Origin of the sequence: Romboutsia lituseburensis DSM 797, from assembly GCF_900103615.1 — a bacterium.
In the GTDB taxonomy this organism is placed as follows: Bacteria; Bacillota; Clostridia; order Peptostreptococcales; family Peptostreptococcaceae; genus Romboutsia_F; species Romboutsia_F lituseburensis.
Genome location: NZ_FNGW01000004.1, coordinates 227732 through 250318 on the forward strand (window position 1 = coordinate 227732; position 22587 = coordinate 250318).

A 22587-nucleotide genomic window follows, 5' to 3' on the forward strand; every position below is an offset into this window, starting at 1 on the left:
TCAAAGTGAATTTTTAGTAAAAGGGAATAGATGAAACTGAAAAATTATTATGGGGGAATAAAAACTATGAAAAAGTTAATGACAGGTAACGAGGCAATAGCTCGTGGAGCTTATGAATCTGGTGTAAAATATGCATCTGCATATCCAGGAACTCCAAGTACAGAAATTTTAGAAAACATAGCTACATATAAAAATGATATAGTAGCTGAATGGGCTCCAAATGAAAAGGTTGCATTAGAAGCAGTTATAGGGGGATCTATAGCAGGAGCAAGAACAATAGCTTCTATGAAGCATGTTGGTATAAACGTAGCAGCAGACCCATTATTTACATTTGCTTATACAGGAGTAAATGGAGGTATGGTATTAGTATCTGCTGATGAACCAGGAATGCATTCATCTCAAAATGAACAAGATAATAGAAATTATGCTAAATTTGCTAAAATAGCTTTATTTGAGCCAGCAACTAGCCAAGAAGCTAAAGATATGTTAAAAGAAGCTTTTGAAGTAAGTGAAAAATATGATACTCCAGTTTTATATAGAGTTACAACAAGACTTTGTCATTCAAAGGGAATAGTTGAATGTACAGATAGAGTAGAAGTTGGAATAAAAGATTATGCTAAAAATCCACAGAAAAATCTTACTGTTCCAGCACATGCTAGAGTATTAAGATACTCAGTAGAAGACAGATTGAATAAATTAGAAGAATACTCAAACAACACACCTCTTAACTATTATGAAATAAACGATACTAAAATAGGTATAATATCATCAGGAATGTGTCACATGTATGCAAAAGAAGTATTCGGTGACAACGCATCATACATGAAATTAGGATTTACAAATCCTCTACCAATGGACAAAATAAAAGAATTCGCATCAAAAGTAGATAAAATATATGTTATAGAAGAAAATGATCCATTTATAGAAGATCAAATGAAAATGGCTGGAATAGAGTGCTCAGGTAAAGATATATTACCGATAACAGGAGAAATGACTCCAGATACAATAAGAAAATCAATCTTTGGAAAAGCAAATGACACAGTTCAATACAATAAAGAATTAGTTGTTCCAAGACCTCCAGGATTATGTGCAGGCTGTCCACATAGAGGATTCTTCTATGAATTAGGAAAGAGAAAAAATGTTATGGTTACAGGAGATATAGGATGCTATACTCTTGGATTTGCACCTCCATATAATGCAATGGATACAGTTGTATGTATGGGAGCAAGTTTAAGTACAGGACATGGAGCTCAAAAAGTATTTAATATGAAAGATGACAACAAAATGAGAGTTGTAGGTGTATTAGGAGATTCTACATTCTTCCATACAGGTGTTAACTCATTATTAGATGTTGTATACAATAAAGGAAATTCAATATCTGTAATATTAGATAATAGAATAACAGGTATGACAGGTCATCAACAAAATCCAGGAACAGGATATACACTACAAGGTGAAGTAACTAATGAAGTAGATATAGAAGCATTAGTTAAAGCTTGTGGAGTTAAACAAATAAGATGTATAGATCCTAATAACTTAAAAGAAGTAAAAGAAACATTAGATTGGGCATTTGAGCTAGAAGAGCCTTCAGTAATAATAACTAGATGGCCATGTGTTCTTAAAAAATTCTCTAAGCAAGATATAGAAGAATTTAATAGTCCATTTACTTCTAAGTGTGAAGTAGATCATGATTCTTGTATAGGATGTAAGGCATGTATGAAAACTGGATGTCCAGCAATATCATTTGATAAAGATATTAAGAAGGTAAATATAGATAAAAACCAATGTGTAGGATGTAATGTATGTTCACAAACATGTCCTAAAGATGCAATATCTAATAATAGATTAGCTAAGGAGGTAAACTAATATGACTAAGAGTGTCCTTTTGGTAGGTGTAGGGGGTCAAGGAACTATACTTGCAAGTAAATTATTAACTACTGGGCTTATGGAAGCTGGATATGATGTAAAAATGAGTGAAATACACGGAATGAGTCAAAGAGGTGGATCAGTATCTTCACAAGTTAGATATGGGGATAGTGTATGTTCTCCAGTTATAGAAATAGGTGGGGCAGATATATTAGTTTCATTTGAAAAGATGGAAGCTTTAAGATGGTTAGAATATTTAAAACCAGAGGGAAAAATAGTTTATAATAACTATAGAATGGATTCTATGCCAGTACTTACAGGAAAAGCTGAATATAAAGAAAATGAAATAGAAGCAGAGCTTGAAAGATTAGATGCTAGAAAGCTAAATGCGGCAGATAAGGCAGTAGAATTAGGTAATGCAAAGGTAATGAATATAATACTATTAGGTGCATTAGTTAAATCTATGGAACTAGAACATATAAACTGGGAAAATATAATAAGAGATAATGTAAAAGAAAAATTTGTTGATATAAATATAAAAGCATTTAATGAAGGTATGAAATTAGTTACTAAGGAAGCGCTAGCAACAAATTAATATGATAATTAAGCTATTATGAGTTAGATTACTTGTAATAGCTTAATTTAAATATAGTTTTAATAACAAAAGACAAAAGGGAATATGCATCTATAGGCAAATATTTATTAGTCAAAGGGGAAATTTATGAACTACAGAATATTAGCTATAAATCCAGGGTCTACATCTACTAAGATAGCAGTGTATGATAATGAAGAACAAATATTAGTAAAAGGAATTGATCACCTAGCATCAGATTTAGAAAAGTACAATAGAATACAAGATCAATTTGATATGAGAAAAGAAGAGGTTTTAAAAGTACTTAATGAAAATAATATAGAAATTAATTCTTTAAGCGCAGTTGTAGGTAGAGGGGGATTACTTCCACCTGTAAAATCCGGAGCTTACTTAGTAAACAATGAAATGATAGATAGATTAAAAAATAGACCTGTTGTAGAGCATGCGTCAAATTTAGGCGCTATAATATCTTATGAAATAGCAAAACCTTTAGGTATAAATGCTTATATATATGACTCGGTGGCAGTTGATGAACTAACTGATGTTGCTAGATTATCAGGAATTAAAGGTATGGATAGAACAAGTTTAAGCCATGCTCTTAACTCTAGAGCAATGGCAATAAAGTTTGCTAAAAATAATAATAAAAAATATAGCGATTTAAATTTAATAGTAGCGCACCTAGGTGGAGGTATAACTGTAAGTGTTCATGAAAAAGGAAGAATGGTAGATATAGTTTCAGATGATGAAGGTTCATTTTCACCAGAAAGAGCAGGAAGAGTTCCTTGTAAAAAATTAATAGATAATTGTTTTTCAGGTAAGTATACTCACAAAGAAATGTTAAAAATGATAAGAGGCAAAGGTGGGATAGTTTCTTATTTAAATACAGTTGATTTAAGAGAAGTAGAGTCTATGATAAATGATGGCAATGAAGATGCTAAATTAGTACATGAGGCTATGGCTTATCAAGTTTCAAAATCAATAGGAGAATTAGCAACTGTTGTTGAAGGAAAAGTAGATGCAATTGTTATAACAGGAGGAATAGCACATTCTAAAGTTATGACTAATAATATTAAGAAAAGAGTAGAATTCATATCTCATGTTGAAATAATGCCAGGAGAAAATGAACTAGAATCATTATCATTTGGAGCTTTAAGGGTATTAACAGGAGAAGAAAACGCAAGAGAATATAGTGAAGAAGTACTAGCTAATGCCTAAATATTAGCAAAAATATTATAATGTTTTAGATGAACTAAAAATAATGAGTTGTATATTAAGATAAATACAACTCATTATTTTTATTATTAAGCAATATTTAAAACTTATAAACTAAATTAGTCGTTACATATAAATGTTTCACAAGTAGCGTTTTGTGCATTTATTTTAACGCTAGGAGCTTTACAGCATTCATTTTCATTGTAATTACATTTATAAGCTTGACAAGATATACCACTTGTTTTAGTGCAAGTACATCCTTCACTACCACAGTTTGTCATTCCAGAAGAAGCTCTATCTTGGAATGATGCACAATTAGTAGCAGATGTAGATGTAGCACTAGCTCCAGTAACACTTATACCACCAGCATAACACATACTAGAATTATTATGAACACAATTAGTTGCAGAACAACTTAAATTACCATTTGACATATTAATATACCTCCTAATGATGTTTTCTAATTTAGTATGTGAAAATAGAATAATTTTATGTAGTAAATTAGAAATGCTATTATTTAGAAATACATTTTTCGCAAGCTACAATAACATCATCAAGATTTTCTCTGCCTAGATTTTTATTACCATGAATAACTTCTAGGTTTTCTTTAGATCCACAAATAGAGCAAGTATAGTTATTATTTTTTAATGCTTGTTCTTTAAAGATTTTCCAGTGAGTAGATTTTAAGTAAGTATCAAATTTCACTCTAACGCAAGCTTCTAAAAATTCTAAGTATAATCTATTTAAATCATCATCTGTTAAATCACAGTACTCTGGCTCAAAAAAACTACAGCGTTGATTTGTTGTAGGTAATGCATCTAACATAACGCATTTTATATTATACTCAAAATCATCTGTAGGCCCATCTAATGAAAGATGAGTGCAAAAAGAGCAACATTCTTTAGGTAAATTTTCTATAAGTTCTTCAATATTATTATTCATAAGTAACCTCCCAAAATTATATCAAAATTTAATTGGATTGACTTTTGTATAAAACTAAAAATCAAAGATAAAATTAGTCTTTTATAATAGATATTAAAAAAAGTAGACAAGTATTCTATAAATAAAGGATTTTAACAAAAAATAAAGTATTTATTTATAGATAAGATGAAAAAAGTTAGGATGAGATTATGCAAACTTATAATTTTTCTAAAATAAAAAATGATGTTGAAGAAGAATTAAAAATTAGGAAGATAGAAAATGAAAAAAAATATTTTAAGCATATTGAGATATACAAAAATAAATTTCTTATAAAAACGGAAAATATAAATGGAAAAAGTACGTTAGATTATAATGATATGTACCACATTGAAGATGGAAGTAAGATACCAATAAAAAAAATAAATAGTAAAAGCATTGGAGAATTCAAAGACGAGTATAATATTAAAATTTTAAAGCTAAGAAACATAGAATTTAAATATAATATGTTTAGTAATTGTAAATTTAAAAATATAGAATTTTATAATTGTGTATTTTATGGTAATACATTTTCAACATGTAAATTTAATGATGTTAAATTTATTGATTGTAATTTTTATAATACCAAAGAATGTATATCGGTATTTGATAGAAAAAGTATATTAGTTAATTGCGAGTTTAAAAAATGCAATGTAGAAAAAGGCATATTTGAATCAATAACTTTAAAAAATGTTAAATTTGAGCGTACATCTTTAAAAGAATGTATATTTAATAATGTATATTTCAATAAAATAATTATTAATGATTGTGATATGAGATCATGCAAGATAATAAATCCTGATATAAAAGAACTTGAATTTGAAGATAATTATTTATCAAAGTTTGATGAGTATACTTTTATTGATAAAATAATAATAGATAAGAAATATAAAAAAAATTATAATTATGCATTTAAAGTGTATAAAAATATTGCATCTAAATTTGAGTCGAACGGATTATTAAATATAGCAGGAGAGTATTATTATATATCGAAGTGTATGGAACATAAGTCGCTAAGTGGATTAAGTAAAGCTAAGTCATCTATATTTTGGCTACTTTGTGGCTATGGAGAAAGACCTACCTTTGCTCTTATAACATCTTTAGAAATAGTGTTATTTTTTGCAGTAGTATATATGATAACGGGATTAAGTGTTGGAGAATATGTTATAAATTATAAAGAATTAATTTTTCAAGGATTACCATTAGAAAATTTAAACACTGATTTTATGCAGTCATTATATTTTAGCATAGTAACATTTACAACTGTAGGGTATGGTGATATAACCCCTATTGATTTAAGTATATTATTATCCGGAATAGAAATGCTTTTAGGTGTTACTATGGTAGGTGTATGGACAGCTACATTGGCTAGAAAAATTACGAGATAAAATGAAATTAAATTTTATTTATAGAAAATAATAGATGATAATTACTATTAATTATCATCTATTATTGAAAATATAATAATTTAATCTTGATCTATGAAAAATCTTTTATACCATACTAAAAATACATAAATTGTATATATTTTTCTTGCATTATTTTCTTTATTATTATAGTGATTATCTAATAAATTGATTAGCGATTGTGTATTAAAGAACTCAGATGCATATTTACTAATAAATGATTCCTTGACGATATTATAATATTTTTCTTCTTTTAACCAGAATCTTATTGGAACAGGGAATCCTTTCTTTTCACGTTTAGCCCATTCCTCAGGAAGAGTATTGATAGCGGCCTCTCTCAATGCCAGCTTTGTAGTTTTATTATTTATCTTATGTATAGTAGGAATTGATTCTCCAACTTTCATAACTTCTTTATCTAAAAATGGAACTCTTAACTCTAATGAGTGAGCCATACTCATTTTATCCGCTTTTAATAATATGTCTCCTTGAAGCCATAATTTTAAGTCTAGATATTGCTTTTTAGTTATATCATCTTGATTTTTAACTTTAGCATATATAGGTCCTGTTATTTCTTTTACCGATTTAGAATTTTGATATTTGATATTAAGTATATTACAAGCCTCATCTTCTTCAAATATTAGAGCTTGTCCGATAAAATAATCCTCTACTGCGCTACCGCCTTTTATAAGAGTAGTTCTTCCCTTAAATTGTGGAAGTTTCTTTGATATATTAGCGATTGATTTTCTGAATATGAAAGGTAACTTTTTATATTTTTTTAGAATTTTATCATCAGTATACCACTCATACCCACCAAATATCTCATCAGCTCCTTCGCCAGATAATACGACAGTTACATGTTCTCTTGCAAGTTCAGATAAAAAATATAGAGGTAAGGATGATGGATTAGACTGAGGTTCATCCATATAATACTGTATGTCTGAGATATTCTCAAAGCATTCATCAGCAGTTATTATTTTTTGTATATTTTCTATATTTAAAGAGTTTGATAATTCTTTGGCAAGATTTGACTCATTAAATCTATCTTGTTTAAATCCTACTGAAAATGACTTTTCAGGCAATAGATTCGCTGTTATATAACTAGAATCTACTCCTCCTGATAAAAATGAACCTACAGGAACTTCGCTCTCCTTATGAAGTTTAATAGACTCATGCATAATATTTTCTATAGAGTCAATGCTTTGACTTAATGACATATCTTGTTGGTTAAAATTTATATCCCAATATTGAGTAGTAGATAAATTTCCATTTTTAAACGTAAGGAAATGACCTGGTTGTAATTTAAATACACCCTTGAAAAATGTTTCTTCTAATACAGAATATTGAAATGTCAAATAAGGCTTCAAAGCATTTTCATTAAGTTCTTTCTTAAAATTAGGGTGTTTTAAAAAACTTTTTATCTCTGAACCAAATATTAATCCATTATCATCACTTAAATAGTAATAAAATGGTTTAATACCAAAATGATCTCTTGCTGCAAAAATATTTTTATTTGAAATATCATATATTACGAAAGCGAACATCCCTCTTAGCTTATGAACCATATTTTCTTTGTATTCTTCATAGCAGTGAATTAATACTTCACTATCTGTATTTGTTTTAAAAATATGGCCTTTATTTGTCAATTCTTCTCTTAATTCTTTATAGTTATATATTTCACCGTTAAATACTAGGGCTAAGCTATTATCTTCATTGAATAGTGGCTGAAGCCCATTATTTACACCTATTATACTTAATCTTCTAAACCCTAGAGCTATATTATCATTTATAAATTCGCCAACTTGGTCAGGTCCTCTATGAATTATAGTATCAAGCATCTCATTAAGTATTTCTTTTTTATTTGAAGTATTATCTAAAAATCCTGTAAATCCACACATTGTTATTTTGCTCCTTTTTTAATACACTCTATAAGGTATTAAAATTCTATTTATTATTTAAATTTTATTTATAGAATTAGTATAATAGTAAGTTGTTTTAAAATTTTATTAAACTTGTAAAATTTTTGTAAAATAAGTAAGTTTTTGTAGAAAAAAAGCATCTTTATATAATTTTTAATTATATAAAGATGCTTTTTTATGCATATATACAAACCAAGATTATATTATATGCTAGATAATACTATTTATTTAATATAAATTTATCTATAACGTGAGCAACACCATGCTCATTGTTAGTTTTAGTTATATAGTTTGCGATATCCTTTATACTATCACGAGCATTCCCCATAGCAACTCCAAGTCCTGCTAATTTTATCATATGTTGATCATTTTCTTCATCACCAACAGCTATAGTTTGTTCTATTGGTAAGTCGATACTTTCACATAAAGCTTTTAAAGCAGTTCCTTTATTGGCTTTTTTGTTTAAAAATTCTAAGAAGAAAGGTGCTGATCTAACAACAGTATATTTATCGAAAAGTTCTTTAGGAAGAACATTTAAAATTTCTTCTAATCTTTCAGGTTCATCGATAATCATTATTTTACAGAATGTTATATCATCATTTATTTCATTTTCAGGCATATAAACGATTGGTATTTGATTTAACTCAGATTCTAATACAGTGTATTTACTTGGTTCTTCAAATGGAGTTATTACATTTGTTGGTGTATTTATATGAACTTTAGTATTAAGATCTTTAACAACTTTAAATATTGTTTTAAAATCATCATAACTCATTTCTATATTAGAAATAACTTTTTCACTTTTTACTTCTTGAACTACTGCTCCATTAAAGCAAATAACATAATCACCATCATCAGTAAGATTTAATTCTTTTAAAAGAGGTGTTACCCCAGGTAAAGGTCTACCTGTTGATAGTACAACTTTTGCACCATTTTTTTTAGCCTCTTGAATAGAGTTAAATACATTTGATGTTATTTTTTTATCAGTGTTTAACAAAGTTCCATCGATATCTAAAGCGATTAATTTATACATATTACCCTCCCAATAATTAAAATATAAGACAGATATAATTATATCAATATCTATAAAATTAATAAACTAAAATAAAATTTGTTAAAATAATATAAAATATATTATATTATTTTGAAAATTAATAAAAACTTAACAATATGTAATATATGGTATAATATTTATATCGATTTAAATCTAATAATTTAAAATCTAATTAGATTTATTTGATGTAATAATAAATTAAGATAAGGAGATATGTTCATGAAATTTTCAGAATTTAAATATGAAAGACCAAACTATGAAGAAAATAAAATACAGATAAATAAATTAATAGAGAAAATAAATAATGCATCTACATATAAGGAGCAAAGAGAATACATAGATAACCTTAATAAAATTAGAAATGATATAGAAACAATGTCAACTATATGCTCAATAAGAACTAGCATTAATACACAAGATGTATTTTATGAAAAAGAAACTGAATATTGGGATGAATATTCTCCTTTATATGAAGACATAAATTCGTACTTTTATAAAGCAATTATAAATTCAAAGTTTAAAAAAGAAATAGAAAATGACTTTGGAATACAATTTGTTAAAATAGCTGAGTTTTCTATAAAATCTTTTTCAAAAGATATAATAAAAGAATTACAAGATGAAAATAAACTTTGCTCAGAATATACTAAGTTGTTAGCTTCTGCAAAAATAAACTTTGAAGGAAAAGAAAGAAATCTATCAGGACTTGGGAAGTTTATGCTATCAAAGGATAGAGAAATGAGAACAAGAGCTTCTAAAGCTTATTATGGATTCTTTAAAGAGAATGAAGACAAATTTGATGATATATTTGAAAAATTAATAAATATAAGACACACTATAGCAAAGAAATTAGGCTTTAATAACTTTGTAGAACTAGGTTATATAAGAATGATGAGAACTGATTATAATGCTGAAATGGTTAAAAACTTTAGAGAGCAAGTATTAAAATATATAGTACCAGTTGCAAGTGACTTATATAAAAGGCAAGCTGAAAGGTTAGGTCTGGAAAAACTAACTTATGTAGATGAAAACTTTGAGTTTTTAAGTGGAAATGCAACACCAAAAGGTAACCCAGAATATATAATGGAAAATGGAAAAAAAATGTACTCTGAATTATCTAAAGAAACTAAAGAATTTTTTGACTTTATGTTAGAAAATGAGCTTATGGATTTAGTTACTAAAAAAGGAAAAGCAGCAGGTGGATATTGTACATATATACCAAATTATAAATCACCTTTTATATTTTCTAATTTTAATCAAACATCAGATGATATAGATGTTTTAACTCATGAAGCAGGTCATGCTTTCCAATTATATATGTCTACATGGATTAATATGCCAGAGATAAATTTCCCCACATATGAAAGTTGTGAAATACATTCAATGAGTATGGAATTTATAACATGGCCTTGGATGGATTTATTCTTTAAGGAAGATACTGAAAAATATAAATTTACACATTTATCAGCAGCTATTAAATTTATTCCTTATGGAATAGTAGTAGATGAATTCCAACATCGAATATATGAAAATCCAAATATGAGCAAAGAAGAGCGAAAAAATGTTTGGAGAGAACTTGAAAATAAATATCTACCTCATAAGGACTATGAAGATTGTGATTTCCTAGAAAGAGGAGGATGGTGGTTTAAGCAAGGCCATATATTTAAAAATCCTTTTTATTATATAGATTATACTTTAGCTCAAATATGTTCTTTACAATTCTGGAAAAAGATGCAAAAGAATAAAGTTGATGGATGGGATGACTATTTAAATATATGTAAAGTTGGAGGAACTAAATCTTTCTTAGAAATAGTTGAAATAGGAAACTTAAAATCACCATTTAAAGATGGATGCGTAGAAAGTGTAATAGATATAATAAAATCTTGGTTAGAAGAAGTTGATGATAAAGCTCTTTAAAATAAAAAATCACATCTATAAAGCCATTGCATAGATAGCTTTATCAGATACCAAAATATTAAGGATTGTACAAAAATTATTTTATTTTAATTTGAGTACAATCCTTTTTAATGATATTATTTTTTACATTAGAGATCAATATTATAGGGGGAATAAAATGAAAAATGTAATGATAGTTGAAGATGATACAATTCTTAATAATGGTATATGTTTTAACTTACAAGTAGAGGGAATTAATGTTATACCAGCATACAGTTTAAAAGAAGCTGAAAAAAATTTAAAACAAGAAAAAATAGATTTGATAATATTAGATGTAAATCTTCCAGATGGGAATGGATTTGATTTTTGCAAATATATAAGGCTAGAATCTAAAATAGCAATATTATTTTTGACTGCATGTGACATGGAAGAGGATGTAGTAAATGGATTTAAAATAGGTGCAGATGACTATATAACAAAACCGTTTAGTATAAATATATTAATACAGAGAGTTAAAGCATTACTTAGAAGATGTAGTTTAGAAAATGATGACAACATATTAACTGAAGGGGAATTCAAAATAGACTTAGATAAAATGATAATATCAAAAAATGATAAACATCTAATATTATCACCTATAGAATATAAAATACTAAAAAAACTAATACAATGTAAAGGTGAAATAGTAACAAGACAAGCTTTGATAGATGAAATATGGGATAAAGAAAGTGAATATATAGAAGAGCATGCATTAACAGTAAATATAAACAGACTAAGAGGTAAAGTTGATGAAAAATATTCTAAACATAAATACATAAAAACTGTATATGGAATGGGGTATATGTGGCTTGGTGATAAAAATGAAAAATGCTAAAGATATAAAACACAATTATTATATTACTTTTTCTGTTATATATTTTCTATTATCAATTTCATGTTTGCTACTTATAAATCATCAAACAAATAATATAGTAAACAAATATCCAGGTGCTACTAATGATATAATGAAGATTAAATTTTTAAGTTTAATTTTTATTAGTTTTATTTTTTTTATATCATTATATTTTGTATATAAAGTAAGAAAAGACATTGTTAATTTTAGTGAAAATATTATTTATAATATAGATCAGTTTATATCAGGAAATAAAAATATGAAATTTGATTTAAATAAAGATGATTTACTATCTAAGGTACAAAATAAATTAAAGTATATGATAGAAGTTATGGAAGATAAAAATGAAAAATACTTACAAGAAAAAGAAAGTATAAAAACTTTAATCTCAGATATATCACATCAAATTAAAACTCCCATAGCTAATATATCAATGTACAACGAAACACTAATATGTAGAGAAATTGATAAAGAAAATCAAATTTTATTTTTAAAAAATATGCAATTACAAGTTAATAAACTAGAATGGTTAGTTAAATCTTTGATAAAAATGTCTAGACTAGAAAATGGAATTATTAATTTAAATATGATTAAGTCAAGGATTACAGATACAATTTTAAATGCATTAAGCAGCATACATTTAAAAGCTGAAGAAAAAAATATTTCTATAGAACTAGATATAGACGAAAAGTTAGAGCTATATCATGATAAAAAATGGACTACAGAAGCATTTTTTAATATTATTGAAAATGCAGTTAAGTATACAGATAAAGGTGGCCATATAAATATAAGTATGGTTAAAATGGATTTTTTTACTAGGGTTACTATAAGTGACAATGGAATTGGAATAAATGAAAATGAAATAAATCATATATTTAAAAGATTTTATAGAAGTCCAGAAGTTAATGCTATAGAGGGGATAGGTATAGGTCTATATCTAGTAAGGGAGATTATAAATAAACAAGGTGGTTATATAAAAGTAGAATCTCAAATGGATATTGGTACTAAATTTAACATATATTTAAAAAATTAAATTATGAAATAAATATGAATAGTGTAGATATTGTTATGCTTAATAATTTTATCTACACTATTTTATTTAAATATCTCAAAACTGTGATAATTTTTAGGTGAAATATAACAGGACTGTGAGATTTAAAATAACTTTTCTATGATATTATTTAATTATTCGATAGATAAAATTAAAATATATTCACGTTTAAGTGAAAATGTTAATTACTAAAATATACTAAGGGGTTATAAATAATGAAAATATTAGAAACTAAAAATTTAAAAAAATATTATGGAAAAGATGAAAATTTAGTAAAAGCATTAGATGGAATAAATATAAGGGTAGATAAAGGAGAATTTGTTGCTATAGTAGGTACATCAGGGAGTGGAAAAAGTACATTGCTTCATATGTTAGGGGGACTTGATAGAGCAAGTGAAGGTAAAGTAATAGTAGAAAATAATGATATATTTAATATGAATGATGAAGAACTTACTATTTTTAGAAGACGTAATGTTGGGTTTATATTTCAAAATTATAATTTAGTACCAATATTAAATGTATATGAAAATATAGTATTACCAATAGAACTTGATGGATGTAAAATAGATACGCAATATGTAAATGAAATAATAGATATATTAGGGTTAAATAAAAAAGTAGATGCCCTACCAAATAATTTATCAGGAGGGCAACAGCAAAGAGTTGCAATAGCAAGAGCTTTAGCTACAAAACCATCTATAATTTTAGCTGATGAGCCAACGGGTAATCTAGACAGCAAGACAGAACAAGATGTTTTAGGTTTATTAAAAGTTACGAGTAGTAAGTTTAATCAAACAATAATTATGATAACTCATAATGAACAATTAGCTCAGATGGCAGATAGAATTATAAGAATTGAAGATGGAAAAGTGGTAGATAGAGGTGAAAGCCATGCTACGAAATAATAATCAAGAAATTATAAAAAAATTAAGTACTAGAAATTTTAAAGTAAACAAGATTAGAAACTTAGTATCTATAATTGCAATAGTACTAACAACAGTTTTATTCACTTCATTATTTACAGTAGGATATAGTATGTTAGATGCATTTAATAATTATAAAATGATGCAATATGGAATGAGTACACATGTACAAATACAAGATGTAAATGATGAACAAATTAAAAAAATAAAAAATAATGAGTTAGTAGACTCAAAAAGCATAGGTATAGTAAAGAATATATATAGTGCAATAAATCCAGAATTTTCAACTCAGACAGTTAATGTTACTGTGTATGATAAGCAAAGCATAGAAAATACTGGAACAGTAGAAATGATAGAAGGTTCTTTGCCAAAGTCTAAAGACGAAATAGTAATGCCTACAAAGGTTCTTGATATGTTAAAGTTACCATATAAAGTTGGAACAGAAGTAAATATTACAATACCAGAGTTAAAAGATAAAAAGTTAACGGGTAAATCAGAAAGCTATAAGTTTAGATTAAGTGGATACTATAAATATAAAACTACAACATCATTGCCTCTTCATGATATATATGTAAGTGAAGCATTTTATGATGAATATAAGCAAAATAAAGAAGTAGATGCTATGTGTGTAACTTTTAATTTTATAAAAAGCAAAGATTTAGAAGGTCAACTTTCACAAGTCCTAAGTGATATTCAACCTTATTCAGGTAAAGCAACTATAAATCCAGTATTTTTAGATTCGCAAGCAAACAACATTAGTGAAATGATAAATAACGTACTCCCAATATTGCTAATGGCAGCATTAATACTTTTAAGTGGGTATTTATTAATATACAATATTTTTTATATATCAGTAGTTAAAGATATAAATCATTATGGACTATTAAAGACTATAGGAACATCTCCTAAACAGATTAAGAAGCTAATAATAAAGCAAGCAAACAAAATATGTTTAATAGCTATACCAATAGGCTTGGCTTTAGGATATACTTTAGGAAAAATATTTATACCTATGGTTGGCTCAATGATGGACGGATTGAAGATAACTTCTTTTAAAACATTTAGTCCAGTAATATTTGTGTTTGCAACAGTATTTTCTTATATAACTGTAAGAATATCATGCAATAAACCTGCAAAAATAGCTAGCAATGTATCTCCAGTCGATGCGGTTAGATATAATGATAGAAGTACAAATGTTAAACGAAAACTTAAAAAGGGTAAATCAGGATCTAAACTCTATAAAATGGCATTTACAAATATATTTATAAATAAACGAAAAGCATATTTGGTTTTAATATCAATGTCTTTAAGTTGTATAATATTTTTAGCTGTTTCAACTATAATAACTAGCTCTAATCCAGAAAGAGCAGCTGATGGTATATTGATAGGAGATGTAGAAATAGAGCATGGATTAGCTCAATATGCAAAATACGAAGAAAAGAAAGTCTTACCTATAGACAATCAATTAATAAAAGATATTCAAAATATAAAAGAAGTTAAAAGTGTAGAAAAAATATATAAAGATTCAGGGCGTGTAATATATGAAGGGGATTTAAAAGAAGAAATATTAACACAAAAAATAGAAGAAAAACATAAAAAAGATTTTTTTGATGGTAAAGATCCAAGAGAAGTAGCGAAAGAGCAAAACTCTATAAGTTTAGATTTAACAGGAGTATCTTCTGGTAGTACAATGAAAAATATGATAGATAATAGTGAATTGGAGTTTTGGGGTAAAGCTAATGTAATACAAGGTAATTTAGATATAGATAAATTTAACAAAGGTGGATATATAATACTTGTTGGACACAAATATAGTAAAATCAAAGTCGGAGATAAAATTGATTTTAAGTATTTAAATAAATTCTTTGAAAAAGATGGTTATACTGAAAATCAATTTGAAGTAATGGCAATAATTGATGGAGCTGAAAACTTTAATTTATCTATGTATGTAAATGAAAATGATTTTAAAAAAGTAGTTGAAAAACCATATATCCAAAAATTGATTGTAGATACAACTGATAAAAACAAAGTTGCAAAAGAAGTAAAAAATCTAAATGGAAAGTATAATAATCCTTACACTCAAGTAAATTCAAAACAAATGTATATAAATGAGGCAAGAAAGTTTCAGTCTAGTTTAAACATTATAGGAATGAGTGCAGTATTTATAATAGGATTAATAGGTGTATTAAACTTTGTAAATACTATGATAACTAGTATAATATCTAGGAAAACAGAATTTGCAATGATGGAAGCTATAGGAATGACTAAAAAGCAACTTAAAAAGATGCTATTATTAGAAGGATTATACTATGGTGTTATTATAACCTTTGTAAATATTACAATTGGTAGCTTATCTACATTATTAGGATATAATATTATGCAACTTAGATTCTCTACATATACATATCCAGTAGGGGCATTAATAACTTGTACAATAGCACTATTTTCAGTATGTTTAATCGTTCCTTTAGCTGTATATAGTAGTGTTAATAAAGATAGCATTATTGACAGAATTAGAGTAACTGAATAAAAATTTAAAATAAATATGACTATAAAAAACATCCTTAGAAATAGGATGTTTTTTATTTTACAAAATTTGTAATATTAATTTATTGTATTATAATAAAAAATGTTGAAAAATATAAAACCTTTTTTTAATAGAGTTCGTTATATAAGTGAAAGGGGGAATAAATTTGGCACAAAGTGATGAAAGTCTAATCAATGAAATACTAAAGGGAAATGAAAGTGCAATGGAAATACTAGTGAAAAGATATTATGATCTTGTACATAGTTTCATTTATAGAAATACATCAGATTATAATCTAGCATATGATTTGACCCAAGAGGTATTTATAAAAGTTATAAAAAACATAAATAAATTTAGTAATGACAAAGGTAATTTTAAAAATTGGGTCTTAAAAATTGCTGTAAATACAAATAAAGACTATTTCAAAAGTCCTATATATAAACATAGAAAAGAAATGCAAGATATAGATAATCATGAAATAAAAGATGATAAAAATGTTATAGATATTATATCTAAAAAAGAAGATGCTAATAAAATAAAAGAAGCTATTCATAAATTACCTAATCTTCAAAGAGAAGCAATACTTTTAAAATATTATGAAGACTTAAAAGTTAGAGAAATAAGTAGTGTAACAGGAGAAAATGAAAATACCATAAAATCAAGATTATTTAATGGTGTTAAAAATTTAAAAAAAATGCTTGGAGGTGATTCAAATGAAGAAATTTCAGGGAGAAGACTACACTCTAAACTATGATGATTTAAATGATATTGAATTTGATAATTTGATAGATGAAGATTTAAAAGAAATAGAATTATTTTTAGATAGCTACATGGTTAAAAAAGTAGATGATGAGAAAATCGAAAATACTATTGATGTACTCAGAGAATATATACCAAAACAAGCTGAAGAAGGCATTGCAATAAAATTAAAGCAAAGTTTAATAGGGAACATAAAATCAATAATTAACTTAGTCCAATTTAATATAAGTTTAGTGAGCAAAAGTTATTGGATATTATCACTAGTACTAATACTTTTAGGTGTAATAGCAACAAAGAAATTTAATTTTAATATATATTCTAGTGCCATAATAATGTCTCCAATACCAATTTTACTTGGAATTTTTGAGTTAATTAAAGGGAAAGAAGAAAATGTATGGGAGTTAGAATTGAGTTATAAGTATTCATTGAAAGAGACACTTTTATGCAAGATAGTAATTATATTGATTTTTTCTATATTAATAAGTTTGATAATGACTGTAACTTTATACAATACCAATTGTGAAATAAGTTTATTAAAAATGATTAAGTTATCATTAATACCTATGTTTGTAACATCAGCTATTTCATTAGTTATAGTTTCTTTATATAGAAATAGTAATAGCATTGGCGTATGTGTAGCGATATGGATGATTCAAGCTGCGACGATAGATGAAAAAACTATTGAAAATATATTAACTATAGATAATTTAACAATAATATTTACGTTAATTGTTTCAATAATTTTAACTATTTATGCATCAAAGCTATTTTATAAAATGTCTGTAAATTATACAGATTATAAAAATTGTGATTTTTAGGAGGGGGATATAAATGGAATTAAGTATAAATGGGGTAAGTAAAAAATTTAAAGATAAGTTGGCTGTAAATGATTTTACTGTAACATTAAACAATGGAATATATGGTCTTTTAGGACTTAATGGAGCAGGGAAGACTACTCTTATGAGAATATTAGCAGATGTTTCAAATCCAAGTTCGGGACAAATATTAGTTAATGGTAAAAATAAAAATGAGTTAGGTTCAGATTATAGAGACTTAATAGGGTATTTACCTCAAGATATAGGTTTTTATAAAAATTTTAGTGCAGAGAAATTTTTACTATATATAAGTGCATTAAAAGGAATAGAAAAAGAAGAAGCTAAAATAAAGATTGATGACATACTAAAGTTTGTTAATTTAGACGAACATAGAAAAAAGAAAATTGGTAAGTTTTCAGGAGGTATGAAGCAAAGGCTCGGTATAGCACAGGCTCTTTTAAATGATCCGAAAATACTTATATTAGATGAACCAACGGCAGGACTAGACCCTAATGAAAGAATAAGATTTAAAAATTTAATAGCTAATATATCAAAAAATAAAATAGTAATCTTATCAACTCATATAATTTCAGATGTTGAATTTATTGCAAATGAAGTACTAGTTATGAAAGCAGGAGTCCTAGTAGAAAAACTAACTCCAAATCAGATGGTAGATAAAATAAAAGGCAAAGTACATAGTATAAAGATTAAAGAACATAAGCTACCTGAAATACAAAATAAATTTAAAATATCTAATATATCAAGAGAAAAAGAAAATATTATAGTCAGGGTAGTAGGGGATGAAAAATTTGAAGATTTAGGATTTGAATATAAAGAAGAACATCCGAATTTAGAAGATGTATTTTTATATTACTTTGATGAAAATAAAATTTTTTAAGGGGATGAATAAACATGATAGAATTAATTAAATTTGAAATAGGAAAAATTTTTTCAAAAAAAGTAGTGTGGGTATTACTTTTAGCAGTATTATGGTCTATGGGTTCTTCAATTTATAGAGATGCAAGGGTATTGAAATTTAATAATATAAAAAATAAAGAACAGGTTCAACAAATTGTGGCTCCTTATGAAGGAGAAGTTTTAACAAAGGAACGAATAAAGATAAGAGAAGATTATGAAAAAAAACTTAGAAAAAAAGATAATCTTTCACCTGAAGAATTTGTACTTAGCAGTATATTAAATTTTGATTACACTTTAGATATTGATCCAGATTATGTAATTGGAGATAAAGAATATAAAAAAAGTGAACTTAAAAAAGATCTAGATAAATTGAAGCAAGAAGGTAAAACTGATACATTTACATATAAAAATATGGAATACATATATAACCTAATAGATAAAAAAGAAGCTCAAACATATCATTATAAGATGGAATGGAATTATGGTGCTGATTTCCAAAGAATGGCTCCATTTTTATCAATATTAGTTATAGTAGGAATTGCAACTATATTTAGTAGTGATTATCAAAATAATACTGCGTCATTAGTATTAAGCTCGAAGTTTGGAAAAAATAAACTTATAATTTCTAAGATATTATCATCATTAGTTTTTAGCACAATAATATTTGCTTTTGTGAATTGCGTATTTTTAAGCTATATTGCACTTGATAAATTTAAAGGTTGGAATCAAGCTTTAAATAGCTTAAAATATCTTGAAGCAACCCCATATAATATTACAGTAATACAATATTATATTAGAGGATTAATGTTTAGTTTTATAGGAATTATTTTATTTACACTACTAGTAATGCTTATATCTTTATTAGTAAAAAACAATATACTATCAATGCTAATATCTTTAGGAATATACTCTGCTCCAGTTTTTATATCTTCATTTATGCCAACGAAACAACTTGCAATAATATTTAGACAATTAAATTTAGAGGAGCTTATAAGTGTAGAAGCATTATTCCGCAATACAGACACCTATAATATTTTTGGAACTCCAGTGCTATATGCTAATTTACTTGTAACTATATCTGTAATACTTATACCAATAGTCGCTTATACGATTATACATTTTGGAAAAAAACAGGCAATATAATTTAAATATGTTAATAAAATAAAAAGTAGCTTCATACGAAGTTACTTTTTTTTACGTAACTAGATTACATAGGTATGTCAATACATTTGTGAAAGTAAAAAATGACATTTTGAGCAACAGACGAAGCCGTGGGCAACAGAAAGTGTAGCGCCCACGCAGTAGCTTAAGCGAAGCGACTTTTTTATTTATAAAAAAATCTAAATCATAATATAAAAGGTAATAAAACTAAATTAATGTTAAAAAATAAACAAATACTAAAATAAATTTATAATTTTGCTTAAAAAATGAAAAATTGGCTCGAAAAAAAGAAGAAAGTTTTTTTAAAAAGTTGTTGAAAGTATTATAGAAAGTTTATATACTTATCTTATAAAAGATAGAAAATATAAATAAAAATTAAATATCCGAGTGAAGGATATGGGAGACTACTTTTATAAGTGACCGAAGGGACAAGTTTAATTAAGTACCCAACTTAATTAAATGAAATTCTCAGGTACAAACACCATATCTAGACGGACCTCTGAAAAAAATATTAACAGGGAGCACAAATTGGGAATTTGTTTTCTCTGTTTTTTTATGCAAAAAATATACAATTGTGAAAGTGAGAGAATGTCATGATAATTGTTACTAATAACCCAATTGTTAAATCACAAATTACAGATAAAGAAATAGTGCATAAAGATATAACATACATAGAAGTATTAAAAGAGTGCAGAGATCTAGTTCATAAGGGGTATGAAATTTTATCTCATCCTCTTTACGGAAGCGTAAAGCCAAATGAAACACCATATCGAAGTATAATAATGAAAAAGGGAACTAATCTAGATACAAATTCATTAAATTTAATAGAAGAAGCAATAGTTACATCAAGTAAATTCCAAAATAATAAAAAAACTCCAAATTGGCCAAACAAAGTTATAGAAGATTTTAGAGTCATTGATTTAGATATTTTACAAAATACCTTGCAAAGAATTCAATACTTATAAAATTATAATTAAATTTAAATAAATGTTAGATTTAATTACAATTGAATATATTTACATTTTATTTGAATTAATACAGCATTAAGTTTATACATATTTATATAACAAAATTTTTATATAATGAAAAAATTATATTATATAAATATCAATAATATATTGTAGTGTATATTAATTTAAATATAAAAGGGGGAAAATGAATGGAAAATATATATGATTTAATTGTAATAGGTTCAGGACCAGCAGGACTTTCTTCAGGTCTTTATGGAGCTAGAGCTAAGCTTAAGACTCTTATAATAGAAAAAGGGAAAACAGGAGGTCAAATAGTTACAACGCATGATGTAGCAAACTATCCAGGATCTATACAAGATGCAAGTGGACCTAAGCTAATAGCAAGAATGGTTGAACAATGCAAAGGCTTTGGAGCTGAAATGGTAAAAGACAATATAGTAGATGCTGATTTAGATTCTGACATAAAAGTATTAAAGGGAGAAAAGGGAGAATATAGAGGAAAAGCAGTAGTTATAGCGACAGGATGTACTCCTAGAAAGCTTGGAGCGCCAGGGGAAAAAGAGTTAACAGGAAAAGGTGTATCTTATTGTGCTACTTGTGATGGAGATTTCTTCACTGACTTAGAAGTATTTGCAGTGGGTGGAGGAAATAGTGCAGTTGAAGAAGGAATGTTCTTAACTAAATTTGCAAGAAAAGTAACTATTGTTCAAATGGAAGATAAATTAACTTGCGCAAGATCTATAGAAGAAAAAGCTAAAGAAAATCCTAAGATGAACTTCATGTTCAATACAACTATAAAAGAAATAATAGGGGATGGAATAGTAGAGAAAGTTGTATTTGAAAACAGATTAACTGGGGAGATTACTGAATATGAAGCAGATGAAGAAGATGGAACAATGGGTGTATTTGTATTCATAGGATTAATACCTCAAACAGAAATATTTAAAGATAAAATAGATACAGATAGAATTGGATACATAATAACTGATGAAGACATGAAAACAAATATAGAAGGTGTTTTTGCAGCTGGAGATTGCAGAGTTAAAACTCTAAGACAAGTAGTAACAGCAACTAGTGATGGAGCTGTAGCTACTATAAATGCAGAAAAATATTTAGAAAGTAAAGATTGGAATTTAGTTGATTCAACTATTTAAAGAAATCTAAATTTAATATAGTTATTAAAATTAAATTAAGATAATAGATATGTATAAACACTATAATTATAAATTCAATAATTTAGTGGATATACTAAATATTTATAGAATTAAGGGGGATTTAAGTATGATAGCTTTAGACAAGAATACTTTTGAAGAAGAAGTTTTAAAACATGAAGGTGTAGTAGTTGTAGATTTCTGGAGTGAAGGATGCGAACCTTGTAAAGCATTACTTCCAGAAGTAGAAGAATTAGCAACTCAATATGCTGATAATTTTAAATTCTGCAAGCTAGATACAACTAAAGCAAGAAGATTAGCTATAAAAGAAAAGGTATTAGGACTTCCAACTATAGCTATATATAAAGATGGGGCTAAAATAGATGAAGTTACTAAAGATGATGCAACAAAAACTAATATAGAAGAAATGATAAAAAAATATATATAGTTAATGATTAATTTGCTATAAATTTGAGTATATCTCAAATTTCTATAGATGATTTACAACTAGCTTGCATTTAAA

Annotated in this window: 20 protein-coding genes and 1 riboswitch; of the genes, 16 read left to right on the forward strand and 4 right to left on the reverse strand. The window is 26.5% G+C overall.

Going from position 1 to position 22587, the window contains the following annotated elements; genetic code table 11:
- Window positions 1-66 precede the first annotated feature (66 nt).
- The 3 genes from iorA to buk all read left to right on the forward strand — a co-directional run bounded on the left by iorA (window position 67) and on the right by buk (window position 3673).
- A complete protein-coding gene (iorA, locus tag BLP75_RS09395) occupies window positions 67-1866 on the forward strand; it encodes an indolepyruvate ferredoxin oxidoreductase subunit alpha (RefSeq protein WP_092725556.1) in 1800 nt (599 codons plus the stop codon).
- 1 nt (window position 1867) lies between these two features.
- Window positions 1868-2461 (forward strand): indolepyruvate oxidoreductase subunit beta, encoded by a 594-nt coding sequence (locus BLP75_RS09400; RefSeq protein WP_092725557.1) that lies wholly within the window; start codon window positions 1868-1870, stop codon window positions 2459-2461.
- A 126-nt stretch (window positions 2462-2587) separates the two neighbouring features.
- Window positions 2588-3673 carry a butyrate kinase gene (gene buk, locus BLP75_RS09405; RefSeq protein WP_092725558.1) on the forward strand — a complete coding sequence of 362 codons (1086 nt, stop codon included), beginning with the start codon at window positions 2588-2590 and terminating at the stop codon, window positions 3671-3673.
- Between the two features lie 116 nt (window positions 3674-3789).
- On the opposite strand, the gene BLP75_RS09410 is transcribed toward buk, so the two are convergent.
- Window positions 3790-4104, reverse strand: coding sequence for a DUF1540 domain-containing protein (locus BLP75_RS09410; protein ID WP_092725559.1), 315 nt, complete (start codon window positions 4102-4104; stop codon window positions 3790-3792).
- A gap of 79 nt (window positions 4105-4183) precedes the next feature.
- Window positions 4184-4612 carry a hypothetical protein gene (locus BLP75_RS09415; protein ID WP_092725560.1) on the reverse strand — a complete coding sequence of 143 codons (429 nt, stop codon included), beginning with the start codon at window positions 4610-4612 and terminating at the stop codon, window positions 4184-4186.
- 188 nt (window positions 4613-4800) lie between these two features.
- Here BLP75_RS09415 and BLP75_RS09420 point away from each other — a divergent pair, with 188 nt between their 5' ends.
- The gene (locus tag BLP75_RS09420) at window positions 4801-6015 is read left to right on the forward strand and encodes an ion channel (RefSeq protein WP_092725561.1); all 1215 of its coding nucleotides are present in this window, start codon (window positions 4801-4803) and stop codon (window positions 6013-6015) included.
- An 80-nt stretch (window positions 6016-6095) separates the two neighbouring features.
- On the opposite strand, the gene asnB is transcribed toward BLP75_RS09420, so the two are convergent.
- Window positions 6096-7928, reverse strand: a complete 1833-nt coding sequence (gene asnB, locus BLP75_RS09425; protein WP_092725563.1) for an asparagine synthase (glutamine-hydrolyzing) — start codon at window positions 7926-7928, stop codon at window positions 6096-6098.
- 241 nt (window positions 7929-8169) lie between these two features.
- On the reverse strand, window positions 8170-8982 hold the full coding sequence (gene yidA / locus BLP75_RS09430; protein WP_092725564.1) for a sugar-phosphatase: 813 nt from the start codon (window positions 8980-8982) through the stop codon (window positions 8170-8172).
- A 240-nt stretch (window positions 8983-9222) separates the two neighbouring features.
- On the opposite strand from yidA, the gene BLP75_RS09435 reads away from it, so the two are divergent.
- From BLP75_RS09435 to trxA, 12 genes are all read left to right on the forward strand, one after another.
- Complete coding sequence (locus BLP75_RS09435) at window positions 9223-10917, forward strand: M3 family oligoendopeptidase (RefSeq protein ID WP_092725565.1); 1695 nt, start codon at window positions 9223-9225, stop codon at window positions 10915-10917.
- Between the two features lie 157 nt (window positions 10918-11074).
- Entirely contained in the window at window positions 11075-11770 is a 696-nt protein-coding gene (locus BLP75_RS09440; protein WP_092725567.1) for a response regulator transcription factor, read from the forward strand.
- Window positions 11757-12821: a sensor histidine kinase gene (locus BLP75_RS09445; RefSeq protein WP_092725569.1), complete on the forward strand. Its 1065-nt coding sequence runs from the start codon at window positions 11757-11759 to the stop codon at window positions 12819-12821. Before BLP75_RS09440 ends, BLP75_RS09445 begins: the two co-directional genes overlap by 14 nt.
- Window positions 12822-13054: 233 nt before the next feature.
- On the forward strand, window positions 13055-13744 hold the full coding sequence (locus BLP75_RS09450; RefSeq protein WP_092725570.1) for an ABC transporter ATP-binding protein: 690 nt from the start codon (window positions 13055-13057) through the stop codon (window positions 13742-13744).
- The gene (locus BLP75_RS09455) at window positions 13731-16292 is read left to right on the forward strand and encodes an ABC transporter permease (protein WP_092725572.1); all 2562 of its coding nucleotides are present in this window, start codon (window positions 13731-13733) and stop codon (window positions 16290-16292) included. The genes BLP75_RS09450 and BLP75_RS09455 overlap by 14 nt, the downstream gene beginning before the upstream one ends.
- A 163-nt stretch (window positions 16293-16455) precedes the next feature.
- The gene (locus tag BLP75_RS09460; protein WP_092725573.1) at window positions 16456-17043 is read left to right on the forward strand and encodes an RNA polymerase sigma factor; all 588 of its coding nucleotides are present in this window, start codon (window positions 16456-16458) and stop codon (window positions 17041-17043) included.
- On the forward strand, window positions 17003-17866 hold the full coding sequence (locus tag BLP75_RS09465) for a hypothetical protein (RefSeq protein ID WP_092725576.1): 864 nt from the start codon (window positions 17003-17005) through the stop codon (window positions 17864-17866). The genes BLP75_RS09460 and BLP75_RS09465 overlap by 41 nt, the downstream gene beginning before the upstream one ends.
- A gap of 13 nt (window positions 17867-17879) precedes the next feature.
- A complete protein-coding gene (locus tag BLP75_RS09470; RefSeq protein ID WP_092725578.1) occupies window positions 17880-18761 on the forward strand; it encodes an ABC transporter ATP-binding protein in 882 nt (293 codons plus the stop codon).
- 14 nt (window positions 18762-18775) lie between these two features.
- Complete coding sequence (locus BLP75_RS09475) at window positions 18776-19924, forward strand: ABC transporter permease subunit (protein ID WP_092725580.1); 1149 nt, start codon at window positions 18776-18778, stop codon at window positions 19922-19924.
- Between the two features lie 405 nt (window positions 19925-20329).
- Window positions 20330-20436, forward strand: a riboswitch (glycine riboswitch).
- 99 nt (window positions 20437-20535) lie between these two features.
- A complete protein-coding gene (locus tag BLP75_RS09480; RefSeq protein WP_092725582.1) occupies window positions 20536-20907 on the forward strand; it encodes a GrdX family protein in 372 nt (123 codons plus the stop codon).
- A 194-nt stretch (window positions 20908-21101) separates the two neighbouring features.
- Window positions 21102-22067 (forward strand): thioredoxin-disulfide reductase, encoded by a 966-nt coding sequence (trxB, locus tag BLP75_RS09485; RefSeq protein ID WP_092725583.1) that lies wholly within the window; start codon window positions 21102-21104, stop codon window positions 22065-22067.
- A 127-nt stretch (window positions 22068-22194) separates the two neighbouring features.
- Window positions 22195-22512 carry a thioredoxin TrxA gene (trxA, locus tag BLP75_RS09490; RefSeq protein ID WP_092725585.1) on the forward strand — a complete coding sequence of 106 codons (318 nt, stop codon included), beginning with the start codon at window positions 22195-22197 and terminating at the stop codon, window positions 22510-22512.
- Window positions 22513-22587 lie beyond the last annotated feature (75 nt).

Excerpts from the sequence above, each read along its gene's own strand:
- iorA (WP_092725556.1), top strand. The coding sequence starts at position 67 with ATGAAAAAGTTAATGACAGGTAACGAGGCAATAGCTCGTGGAGCTTAT.
- BLP75_RS09400 (WP_092725557.1), top strand. The coding sequence starts at position 1,868 with ATGACTAAGAGTGTCCTTTTGGTAGGTGTAGGGGGTCAAGGAACTATA.
- buk (WP_092725558.1), top strand. The coding sequence starts at position 2,588 with ATGAACTACAGAATATTAGCTATAAATCCAGGGTCTACATCTACTAAG.
- BLP75_RS09410 (WP_092725559.1), bottom strand. The coding sequence starts at position 4,104 with ATGTCAAATGGTAATTTAAGTTGTTCTGCAACTAATTGTGTTCATAAT.
- BLP75_RS09415 (WP_092725560.1), bottom strand. The coding sequence starts at position 4,612 with ATGAATAATAATATTGAAGAACTTATAGAAAATTTACCTAAAGAATGT.
- BLP75_RS09420 (WP_092725561.1), top strand. The coding sequence starts at position 4,801 with ATGCAAACTTATAATTTTTCTAAAATAAAAAATGATGTTGAAGAAGAA.
- asnB (WP_092725563.1), bottom strand. The coding sequence starts at position 7,928 with ATGTGTGGATTTACAGGATTTTTAGATAATACTTCAAATAAAAAAGAA.
- yidA (WP_092725564.1), bottom strand. The coding sequence starts at position 8,982 with ATGTATAAATTAATCGCTTTAGATATCGATGGAACTTTGTTAAACACT.
- BLP75_RS09435 (WP_092725565.1), top strand. The coding sequence starts at position 9,223 with ATGAAATTTTCAGAATTTAAATATGAAAGACCAAACTATGAAGAAAAT.
- BLP75_RS09440 (WP_092725567.1), top strand. The coding sequence starts at position 11,075 with ATGAAAAATGTAATGATAGTTGAAGATGATACAATTCTTAATAATGGT.
- BLP75_RS09445 (WP_092725569.1), top strand. The coding sequence starts at position 11,757 with ATGAAAAATGCTAAAGATATAAAACACAATTATTATATTACTTTTTCT.
- BLP75_RS09450 (WP_092725570.1), top strand. The coding sequence starts at position 13,055 with ATGAAAATATTAGAAACTAAAAATTTAAAAAAATATTATGGAAAAGAT.
- BLP75_RS09455 (WP_092725572.1), top strand. The coding sequence starts at position 13,731 with ATGCTACGAAATAATAATCAAGAAATTATAAAAAAATTAAGTACTAGA.
- BLP75_RS09465 (WP_092725576.1), top strand. The coding sequence starts at position 17,003 with ATGAAGAAATTTCAGGGAGAAGACTACACTCTAAACTATGATGATTTA.
- BLP75_RS09470 (WP_092725578.1), top strand. The coding sequence starts at position 17,880 with ATGGAATTAAGTATAAATGGGGTAAGTAAAAAATTTAAAGATAAGTTG.
- BLP75_RS09475 (WP_092725580.1), top strand. The coding sequence starts at position 18,776 with ATGATAGAATTAATTAAATTTGAAATAGGAAAAATTTTTTCAAAAAAA.
- BLP75_RS09480 (WP_092725582.1), top strand. The coding sequence starts at position 20,536 with ATGATAATTGTTACTAATAACCCAATTGTTAAATCACAAATTACAGAT.
- trxB (WP_092725583.1), top strand. The coding sequence starts at position 21,102 with ATGGAAAATATATATGATTTAATTGTAATAGGTTCAGGACCAGCAGGA.
- trxA (WP_092725585.1), top strand. The coding sequence starts at position 22,195 with ATGATAGCTTTAGACAAGAATACTTTTGAAGAAGAAGTTTTAAAACAT.